Below are 9865 nucleotides of genomic sequence, written 5' to 3' on the forward strand. Positions count from 1 at the left end.
ATTTATTCCACACGCGAAGTTGCCGACCTTGTCGGCACGGACGAATGGCGCGTGCGGCGTTTGTTTGAAAGCGGCGAACTCACGGAGCCGCAGCGTTTCGCCGGCAAACGCGCCATTCCTTCCACACTGGTTCCGCAGATCGTCGACGCACTTCGCGCGCGCCGCTGGTTGCCCCTTCCGCCACCGGGGGCCGCAACAAGTGACTGACAACTCCGTTTTGCAATCCATTGACGCCAAGCTCAACGATTTGTTGCAGCGTAGTGCCGCTGGTTCCGCTCGGTTCCTGACGGTTGACAGGGCGGCTGCCTACAGCGGACTTTCCAGTAAGTCGATTCGCCGCCTCATCTCGCGCGGAGAACTCGTTGCTTATCGCCCTGTTCGAGGGCGGCTACTGATTGATCGTCAGCAGTTGGACGCCCTCATTCTCGGTTCTACAGCGCGTGTCCGCGGCGGGCGCGGCATTCGATAGGGAGGCCGGTAGTCGCTTCAACGCGGGAGACTTGTCCGGCGAGCTGTCGAGAAGATTATCAGCATGAACGAGAGGCTCGCGAAACCACAACAGCCGCTGCAGAAGGAAAGGCCGATGTTCATCTCAAATGATAGACGCAATACCATCGGGGCGTCACCACAAGAGAAAGCTGGCAGATCCGAAGCCCTGATCGACGTTGCAGAAGTGCGCCGCGCCAAGACGCTGCTGTTACCACAAGGTCAGGTCACCGAGGTACGAGCTTTTGATGCGACAGCAAATGGCGACCAAATGAGATAACGCTACTGAAAGCCAAAGAAAACCAGACCGCGATATGGCCCGGCGGCTGGCGCAAGAAAAAACCCGGGTAAAGGTCATCACTCCTTAACCCGGGCATGTGCGGGCCAGTTCCAAAAGCCCAGCTTCCAGTCAGTCCAACGCCATTATAGGCTTGACCGGTCGCTGAGCGGAATGGATTCCCTCAAGTGTCCAACGAAATGTATGACGCGGCTTGCCGCTATCAGGAAATCGGTTGCGCTGTAATCCCGGTTCGGCGCGACAACAACAAGCCAGCGATCCGATGGGGTCAAGTCGAACGTGACGGCGGTCTAAGTGCCGCTGAGTTGCGCAGACACTTCGTCGACGATCAACACAACGTCGGCATCATTTGCGGCAGCGCCTCGCGCGGCCTGATGATGCTGGACATCGACGATACGCGGTCCTATCTCGACTTTGAGGATCGCCACCGTCGACTCGCGTTCTCACTCCCGTTTGAGTATTCGCACGAGGGGATGCACTTCGCGTTCTACGCATGCGAAGGCGAGCGTCAGACGCGGCGCTACACCGTCCGTGGGTCCAAGTGGCCACGCCCTGTCCATATCAAGGGCGACAAGTCCGTGGTGACCGTGGCACCGAGCTACCGTCGGCATCCTGAAAAGCCGGATCAATGGATTCACTATCAATGGGTGCGGCCACTCCCTGACAATCTGTCCAACCTTCCTGTCATCCACCCTACCGAGCTACTCCCCAATCCCACACTCCCGACTAAACAAGGGATTGCATCCTATCAGCACGACACTTCTGGGGGGGTGACTACAGCGACGTGGATGGCGGCCCACGCGGCTGCGGTGCGCTATCAACCGGTCGGGCCTGGCACCAGGAGCGGAGCGCTGTTTGCGATGGCGCGATGTCTACGCGGCCAATTCGGCGGCGCTGTGACAGCCGACGAACTGGCCAATGTGTTCGCGGCTTGGCATCTGCGGATTCAGTCCAAGAGCTACGTCCAAGATAAAGACTACCGATCGAACTGGGGCCAATTCTGTTACGCGTGGGACCACATTCGCCACGATAACCGTCAAGCGCTGGCGGTGTTGGTCGCCGACTATTCCCTGACGCCAGACGCATCGGCCGAAGAGCGGGTTTGGCAAGTCTGTCTCTCAATGGCCAAGTGGGACGATCGCGGCGTGTTCTACCTCGCCGGCTCTACGGCCGCGTTGATCGCTGATTGCAACCAGACCTACGCCAGCCGCTGTCTCAAAAAGTTTGAACGCGCCGGCCGTCTCCAAATTCTGGAACCGCACAGCTTTCCCCGGCGCGAAGCCAAGACCTATCAACTCGTTCAAGGAGGACAGAATGTCTAGCACGGATGCAAAACAGAATTCCGGTATGCCTCAATTACCCGGCGACTCGGCAATGCGGGGGCTTTGGGAAATCTCGCCATCGCCAGAGAATGACGAACTGTACCGCAAGCTGACGCCGGACCGGCGCGACATCGTGGAACTGGTGTCGAGCATTTGCGAGCGCGGGATTCTCCAGCCACTCATCATCGCACTCGACAACTATATCGTGTCTGGCCACCGGCGCTATTACGCGGCTGGTCTCGCCGGCCTGGAGGAGGTGCCATGTCAGGTGGTGCCGATCCGTCGTGACGATGACCGGGACGAGTATGTCCGCCTGCTCCGCGACCACAACCTGCAACGGCGGAAAACTCTGGACGAGCAATTGCGGGAAGAACTGGTCGGCCTGAATCCGGACGACACCTATGAGGCGCTGGTGTCGGAACGGAGGGAAAAGACTCGGATCAAGGTCGCCGCCTTGGAAATCACAGGACGAAAAAGGCGCTCCGTAATCAGCGACGCCAAGTGGCCCTTCCTCCGAGCGATTGATCGCGTGCTTGACGAGCGCCGCGAATTCTGGCCACTGACGGTTCGGGCCATCCACTACGCACTGCTAAACGATCCGCCCCTCAAGCACGCCTCCAAACCCGATAGCGTGTACGTCAACGATGATTCGTCCTATCAGGCGCTGGTGGAACTGGCCGGCCGGGCGCGAGTGGTTGGCCGGATTCCCTGGGAAGCCATCGCCGATGAAACGAGACCAGAGACCGAATGGCAAGTGCATCAGGACGGCGGCTCATTCATCAGAGACGAACTCAAAGAGATCTTCGGAGGCTACTGTCGCGACTTGATGCAATCGCAGCCGCATCACGTGGAGATCGTCGTGGAGAAAAACACGGTCTACAACATCGTCCGACCGGTCGCCGCCGAGTTCTGTATTTCGGTTGTCAGCGGCCGGGGGTTTTGTTCGCTCGATAGGCGGAAGCGCATGGCCGATCGTTTTGCAAAGAGCGGCAAACGCAAACTGATCGTGCTGTTGGTCACGGACTTTGACCCCGAGGGCGAAGAAATCGCCGAGAGTTTTGCGCGATCCATGCGAGATGACTTCGACATTGATGAAATTCACGCGATCAAGGTGGCGCTCACCTATAAGCAGGTGAAGGCCAACAAGTTGCCCAATGCCAACCCGGTCAAAGAGTCGTCCAGTAACGCCAAGCGATTCATTGCCAAGTATGGCAAGGAGACGTTTGAACTGGAGGCGCTGCGCCCTGAACACTTGCAACAAATCGTCCGCGACAGTGTCCTGGGCGTGATCGACGTGGATGCGTTCAATCGCGAGGTGGACGCGGAGAAGTATGACAGCGCTCAGATTCAAGCAACAAGGAAGACCGTGCGCGAACACTTGGCCTCTTTGAAACTGTAGTTTCTCCACTTATGGCGAAAACGTCGAGTGCGAACTACCGCCGCGCCAATCCCGAGCTACGAATTGATCCTTCGAAGTGCTGTCGGATCCACAAGGCCGGAGTCATGGAGCCGTATCTCGAACTATAGCAGAAAACAAGCCGGAAATCGACAATCGCGACGGGGAAGGCGCAGACCGGCGCAGTTGGCGCACGAGAACGTACAATTGACTTTGCACTGGCAGCCGTTATCGCGGCTTGGCCGAACTTGCCCGACGGCATTCGAGGGCGGATCGTGACGATCGTCCGCGAGGCTGGCAACTGCTGACTGCAGGGCGATAGTGACCGGCGCTAGTTGCGGCGTTCAACGTCGCTTGGTCCAGTCAGGCGGGAGCTGGGAGGCACGGAAGCAGTTCGACCGTTGCGAAGGGACCTGGAGGGAGTTTCTCCTAAAATAGCCGACAGCTCTGCTTCTGTACGGGCTCCAAAACTGTTCTTCAAAATCCGTGAATGCCTCAGGAATTCTACGGATTGGTCCGTTCTACTCACGAATTCCAGCCATTCGGCTTTGTACACACTCAGGAGTCTGATAAATGCCTCAACCTCGGCGAACGTTTCGTTCAGATGCTTTTGGAAGTGGCGTTCTTGACTCCAAGTTTCCGTTCTATCGCTCGTCTTGCTTTTGCTTCCTCGATTGTGCGGATGGTCGGGAGAATGTTCCCCGGCTGCGTTTGGGGGACGTTAGTCTACCAGGAGTGCCTTATTGAATAACTGTCGTCAACCGGCGAGAGAACGGGCTCGCCAAGACTCGCAGCTTCAACTGCGTTGCGATACGGTCTAAGAATCAGGCATGGCGTCCAAGAGCATCTTCACCTTCTCGCCGATTAAGTCGCGCACTTGGCGGAATTCGGCCGGTGGCAGGTCGCGCGGGTCTGGAATCTCCCAATCCTCACGCCAGACGGCATTGAGATTTGGGCACCTGTCGCCGCAGCCCATCATGACCACCACGTCAAAGGGTCCGGGCGGCAACTGGTCGAATGTCTTTGACACATGCTTCGTGAGGTCGTAGCCCAGCTCCACCATCGCTGCCACGGCTTGGGGATTGACCCTACCCGACGGACGTGAGCCGGCGCTGTACGCCTCGACATTGTCCGCGCCGTACATCCGCGCGAATGCTTCCGCCATTTGGCTGCGGTTGGAATTCTCGACACTGACGAAGACGATGCGGACTGGTGCATCCATGACCCAATTCTAGCTGGCGACGGGAGGGGCGAGCGAAGCGGCCATCGTTAAGCACGGCAGAAAAGTTTTGGCCGCAGTTCGCTTCAAACCGTGTAGCCGTTCGTGTCGATGCTTACGACGTGGACGTCACTGCCCACAGCCTTCCCAAAGGGGACCAGTCTCCTGGTGCGGGGGACTGGTCTTCCCTTTGTAAGGCGGCGAATTTCCATCGAAATTCGGGCTGATCGCACTTGCGGGCGGTCGGCCCGCTGTCGTTTTCCGACCTATAATTGACTGCTTCCTTTAGGGGGCCGTCGGACAACTGGGGAGAGGTCCGGCGGCCCTTTTTTTGCGCGCTCTTGCTGGAATCGTTCACCACTTCCGTGCGCGCGGCGCTGTCTAGGTTGGGCCTCGGCATAAGCACGGACGCCTGTTACACCGCCTGGGCCGGGAAGCCGCGCTACACCTTCCGCATTTCGCTTTGCGACCAGCATGGCGATCATCGACCTTGAACTGCGCATGGATTGAAAAACAGGCGATTTCGATCGGCATCGTTACACACGGCCTCCGAAAGGTGCGTCAAACGACCAGATTAGCCAACCGTGCGGGTGTAACCTATCCTTGCACCATGAACACGTCATACTCCAACTGGCTCCGTGCTCAACTCGACCTCATTGACTGTCCGGAACCGGACTTGGGCGACTTCGACGTGTTCCGACATGTGTTGCAAGAGGCCGCTCGCCAAGCCGCCGAACTCGGTCACCAAGATGCCGTCCGGGCTTGCCAGGTTCGACCCGGCCCGATCGGCTCCGACACCGCCAGAGAAGCCCTCACCGTCTGCTTGTCGGCCCTAGGCCCGGACCAGAGAAGGCGTAAACATCGGATTTAATTAACTCAGAGCGGATCGGCCGTTACCACGCGGGGTAAGACTAGGCGGCGACGTCGTCCGTCGCCTTCCGCAGCGCCTCGCGAAGCTGGTCCCCCCTCTTATGGACCTTCGATTACGCCTTCTCCAGCATTGCCCCATCAACTTGGCGATGGAGATCAGGTCCAGGCCCCGCATGATCGCTTCCGTCGCGAACGCGTGCCGGATGGTATACGGGCAGATGTGGAAGCCCAGCTTGCGCCGGAGCCGGTAGCACCGCGAGTTCAGTGGTCCGCGGCTTCCCGTCCCCGAACCATCCTCGATCGAGCTACTCACCATCTCAGTCGCTCTTGCTTCTACTCGGTATCGTCGCTTGTGCCGCGCATAAAAATCCCGCGAGGGCCGCGGTTAGACGACGCGACTCGGGTATCGTAAATCCGCAACGAGCGGCGCAAAACAGGTCGACTACACAGCGCCATTGCGAGGTCGCCGTTTCGCTTAGCGATCAGCCAGCCTTCCGATGGGACTCGCCGCGAGTAATGGTGAAAACCGTGAACGCAATGGTCGGTACAGGTCGAACACGCCCGCGACGTCGAAAGTCGTCGCAGGTCGATCGACTCACCTCGCATGTCTTGAATAGTCGGGGATATAGGTGCCTGCCGGAATGGGGATTGCACTTACATTGCTCCGGGGAGAATTGTTCTGGAGCAAACACATGCTGTTCATTCTGGCATCGATGGTCGGGATCACTGGAATCGCCTTGATCGGCAGCTTTGTCGCGTTTTCGACGCCCCCACGTCATCCAAGTGGCAACTTAGAGAAGTCTCGTCGCAATCTCTTGCGTCACCGTCCAACCGCTTCTTTGGTCGATTAGCCGCTGCACTGTGCGTTTGTTGTGCATCGCTCGGTAGATCAGCAGGCGAGCGAATTTCCACACCGCCCAGCGAGCGGGAATTTGTCGTTAGTTTTTCGCGAGAATCTGCAACTGTGACACATGGCAAGCTAGGCAAGCTCGCAGCCTTAGGTGCGCGCACTTAGGTGTCGATCAAATAATCACCCTGGTACTTTGTTTTTTTGTCGCGCGGACGGTTGCACGACGCTACTTTGAAACCGGTAATACGATGCCACCGGTTTTGTGGAGCTAGAGAATTTCGCCGCGTCAAACTGGTGTATTTCGCCAGTTGAACGCTCCAGGTGCGTTTTCCCGCACCTGACCGCCCCAACCTCATTTTCAGGAGGTTGAACGCCTTATTTGGGGCGCGCCCAGTGGAACTCCCATTGGCCCCACAATCGCTGCCAGCGTCGGACGTACCAAACCACGTCCGGGGCGTTTGAACGCAGCCGGGAATAAACACGGCCGTCGATTTTTCTTGCGGCCGGCACGTCGCGAGTTTAGAGTCGTTTTCAATTGACCAAAACCGCACTTACGTCCAAAGGATTGATCGAGATGCGATTTGCTATCCTGACGCTTGCTTGTTTGCTTTGCTGTTCCGCAGAAGCGGCACCAATCAAGTTCATTCACAGCGGCACCGGCTCAGGCTCCATTGATGATGTGCCATTCGCGACATCCGCATTTACGATCGTTTCACGGGGCGATACCGACAGTCGCGAGAGTTTTGAGGGAGCTGGGTATTCCATTGACCATGTCATCTCCCGCATCTCCATTGAGAACGTCGGCACCTTCGGCGTGCTTTCGAGCACGCGCACTTTTGTGAACAATTTAAACTTCACGGCGGGATTCTCGCGCGGCCCAGTTAGCGGTTCAGACTTGTTCAATGGGCCGACCGACTCTGCCTTCGCCACTTGGGACATGCGCAGTTCGATCGGTCCCGTGTCAGGCTTCGGCAGCTTGCTTCAATGGAACAATCAAGCTGTGACTACAAATGCCGGCAGATTGCTTTTCGATGATGCTGTGGTACAAGATGCCAGTTTTCACGCCATTGTGCCAGAACCGTCCTCAATGGCGCTACTCGCCATGGCCATTGCCGCCGGGACCTCAAGTCTGGTCCCGAAGTTCGCTCGCCGCTCTGCCGCCTGTTAGACTCGCCTGCGCATGTTCGGCGGTTTTCGTTGGCTGGAAGACTCAGCCAGACGACGGTCGTATTGAATAGCCAAACCAACTCGACCGAGTGTTCCGCAGTTCGGCGAACACTTCACAGATTTCGTCGGCCTCATTGATGATCGACTCGCAGGCGCGGGAGCGGAGCTGCGGGCTTTCGATCTGCATCGCCTCTCGGAAACGTTCCTGAAGTTCATTCAGCTGGCGCAAAGCGGCTTCACGTGTGATTACCATGTGGCACCCGGCTTCAATGCTTGGATGCTCAGTCGCACTCTGCCCAAATGAGACGTGAGAGCTATCAAGCCAACCTAAGCGTTTCACGAGTCCGCGCCAACAGACAAATTGGGGGGCGGCTGCGGAATCGCCGAAAGCCTCCGACCCCCAAGAGGTGCGCGAAGGGCCACACCGCCGTCGCTAGAGCTGCTCGCCGCTGGGGCAGCGGGGCTAAAGCGGACAGGGACGAGGCACAAACGAGACGACGTTACGGCATGTGAGTAGAATTACGCATGCTGCTGAAATACTGCCCTCGCTGCCCGTGGATGACGCGTAATGGAACACCGAAGCGCTCTTGAAAATGAGCGCACTTGGGCCGGCGATCAACCGCGATTCATTGACGACGTTATTTAAGGTGTTTCTCGATCGCCGTCAGCGCATCTTCAACTGTCCCTTTGGCCTGCTTATTGGCTTGATCGACCTTGTCGTTCTTGCCAATCGCACTGTCAAGCTTGTCGAGGTCGCCGAGCGCTAGGACCGACACCCGATGAATTTGCGCCCAACAGTTGTCGGGATCTAGGCTGGACACCTTGTTGGCAGCGTCGCGGATCAGCCGAAACCCGCCATGGACTTTGTCTCGCTCCTTTTCCCATGGATCCTTCTTCATGTGCTTCCCGATCTTGTCCACGGTATCTTCGATCCCAGCCACAAACTGGGCGACACTGCCCGATTTCTTTTTTTCCTTGCCGATTTCCGTAATCAGCTTGTCTGTGACAGCCTTGGCCAACTTGGGGTTGGAACTCTTGATTTCGGAGTAGTAGGTATTGAGGCTCTTCTCAAGCGCTTGCAGAGCTTTCAGCACGTCATCGCCTGCGGATTTCTCGGCGACCTTGTGATACGTATCAAGCGCCTTGCCGACACTCACTTTTTTCGATTCCCCTTCCTTGCCGCCGGCGTCGTCGCGGATTTTCCGCCATTCTTTGCGTGTTGGAATCGCCATGAGTTGCTCCTAAGAAAAGTCGGCGTTGCTGGATTCAATTCTGGAACGGATTCGTAAGCGCATACCGTTCCTCTGCGTCGTGTCTTTTGCCTCAACCGATTGCCTCGCCGCTCCTCCCCAGCTCGGGCAGTTGGTTTCTCTTCATGTTGCGAGGGGGGACGGCGATACGTCCCTGCCCGATCGATCAACGCCGCGCGTCCAATCACGTTGCTGGTCGCGGTCCCGATTTGGCGGCTCATGGCGAGCATCGTCTACGAGAACACGAATACCTGCCTTCCAAGTTTACGTCAGATTTTTGCATGGGCGCGATGCATTTTATTGGGATCAGTATCACTGAGGACTACTTTAATCAGCGGTGTATGTGATTCCGGGCCGGAACCTATCGGCGGTCCTGTGAACGAGTCCGGACCACGAAGCCCGCACCATTCCTACGAGCGCGGCCGATGGCGTCCACCGGTGAAAGAAAGTCTGACATGTTGCCCGTCGTTCGACGCTCAAGAGCGATAGTCCAAAGTCCGGCACGATCGCGGTGATCGAAATCGCGCATGCCAGACGTCCGACAGAGTAGCGCCTCGGCCGCGACGTTGGCGATTCAGGATAACTCACAGCCAGGCTCCGTGGCCGCATGAGTGCCTCAGGGAAGGTAACACCTGACCGGAGCCCTCGGGTTATTCGGCCGTCAGGGATTAGGCATACACCGGCGGTGAGTATTACAGAACGGCGCACGCTCGTTGTAAAACCTGTGATTGCGACTCAACAGACGTCGCATTCCCTTGATAAACGTGCCAGTATTCCGAGCCCCTCGAATTGGAGCGGCGCATATAGTTACTCATCACGACATAAAGGAGGCTCATATGTCGACCGCGACTGAAACTGAACTTGCCATCCGCCAGTGCCGCAACTGCCACCAACAGTTGCCGCTCGACGCCGCGCACTTCCACCGCCATTGCAACTACCCGGGCGGCTTCCGCTGGATCTGCAAACCCTGCCGCAGCCAGAAGCGGAAAGAAGATGACCGAGAGCGG

General features: G+C 57.6%; 9 protein-coding genes. 6 read left to right on the forward strand and 3 right to left on the reverse strand.

All coding sequences use genetic code 11. The features are described from left to right. The 4 genes from SGJ19_10250 to SGJ19_10265 all read left to right on the forward strand — a co-directional run. A partial coding sequence (locus SGJ19_10250) for a hypothetical protein (GenBank protein MDZ4780622.1) occupies positions 1-207 on the forward strand: 207 nt, incomplete at its 5' end. A 325-nt stretch (positions 208-532) separates the two neighbouring features. Next, positions 533-766, forward strand: a complete 234-nt coding sequence (locus SGJ19_10255; protein ID MDZ4780623.1) for a hypothetical protein — start codon at positions 533-535, stop codon at positions 764-766. Positions 767-951: 185 nt separating this feature from the next. Continuing rightward, entirely contained in the window at positions 952-2106 is a 1155-nt protein-coding gene (locus SGJ19_10260) for a bifunctional DNA primase/polymerase (GenBank protein ID MDZ4780624.1), read from the forward strand. Beyond that, positions 2009-3505, forward strand: coding sequence for a ParB N-terminal domain-containing protein (locus SGJ19_10265; GenBank protein ID MDZ4780625.1), 1497 nt, complete (start codon positions 2009-2011; stop codon positions 3503-3505). The genes SGJ19_10260 and SGJ19_10265 overlap by 98 nt, the downstream gene beginning before the upstream one ends. A gap of 814 nt (positions 3506-4319) precedes the next feature. Here the strand turns inward: SGJ19_10265 and SGJ19_10270 are convergent. Continuing rightward, the gene (locus SGJ19_10270; GenBank protein MDZ4780626.1) at positions 4320-4724 is read right to left on the reverse strand and encodes an arsenate reductase ArsC; all 405 of its coding nucleotides are present in this window, start codon (positions 4722-4724) and stop codon (positions 4320-4322) included. 1559 nt (positions 4725-6283) lie between these two features. Here SGJ19_10270 and SGJ19_10275 point away from each other — a divergent pair. Together SGJ19_10275 and SGJ19_10280 are read left to right on the forward strand one after the other, a co-directional pair. Next, positions 6284-6442, forward strand: coding sequence for a hypothetical protein (locus SGJ19_10275; GenBank protein MDZ4780627.1), 159 nt, complete (start codon positions 6284-6286; stop codon positions 6440-6442). A 573-nt stretch (positions 6443-7015) separates the two neighbouring features. Continuing rightward, positions 7016-7609, forward strand: coding sequence for a PEP-CTERM sorting domain-containing protein (locus SGJ19_10280; GenBank protein MDZ4780628.1), 594 nt, complete (start codon positions 7016-7018; stop codon positions 7607-7609). A 637-nt stretch (positions 7610-8246) separates the two neighbouring features. Here SGJ19_10280 and SGJ19_10285 read toward each other — a convergent pair. Beyond that, positions 8247-8840 (reverse strand): hypothetical protein, encoded by a 594-nt coding sequence (locus SGJ19_10285; protein ID MDZ4780629.1) that lies wholly within the window; start codon positions 8838-8840, stop codon positions 8247-8249. Positions 8841-9550: 710 nt separating this feature from the next. Beyond that, positions 9551-9865 (reverse strand): hypothetical protein (locus SGJ19_10290; GenBank protein MDZ4780630.1); only part of this gene is annotated, 315 nt, incomplete at its 5' end.

The organism is Planctomycetia bacterium, assembly GCA_034440135.1.
Classification (GTDB): Bacteria; Planctomycetota; Planctomycetia; order Pirellulales; family JALHLM01; genus JALHLM01.

Excerpts from the sequence above, each read along its gene's own strand:
- SGJ19_10280 (MDZ4780628.1), top strand. The coding sequence starts at position 7,016 with ATGCGATTTGCTATCCTGACGCTTGCTTGTTTGCTTTGCTGTTCCGCA.
- SGJ19_10275 (MDZ4780627.1), top strand. The coding sequence starts at position 6,284 with ATGCTGTTCATTCTGGCATCGATGGTCGGGATCACTGGAATCGCCTTG.
- SGJ19_10270 (MDZ4780626.1), bottom strand. The coding sequence starts at position 4,724 with ATGGATGCACCAGTCCGCATCGTCTTCGTCAGTGTCGAGAATTCCAAC.
- SGJ19_10255 (MDZ4780623.1), top strand. The coding sequence starts at position 533 with ATGAACGAGAGGCTCGCGAAACCACAACAGCCGCTGCAGAAGGAAAGG.
- SGJ19_10285 (MDZ4780629.1), bottom strand. The coding sequence starts at position 8,840 with ATGGCGATTCCAACACGCAAAGAATGGCGGAAAATCCGCGACGACGCC.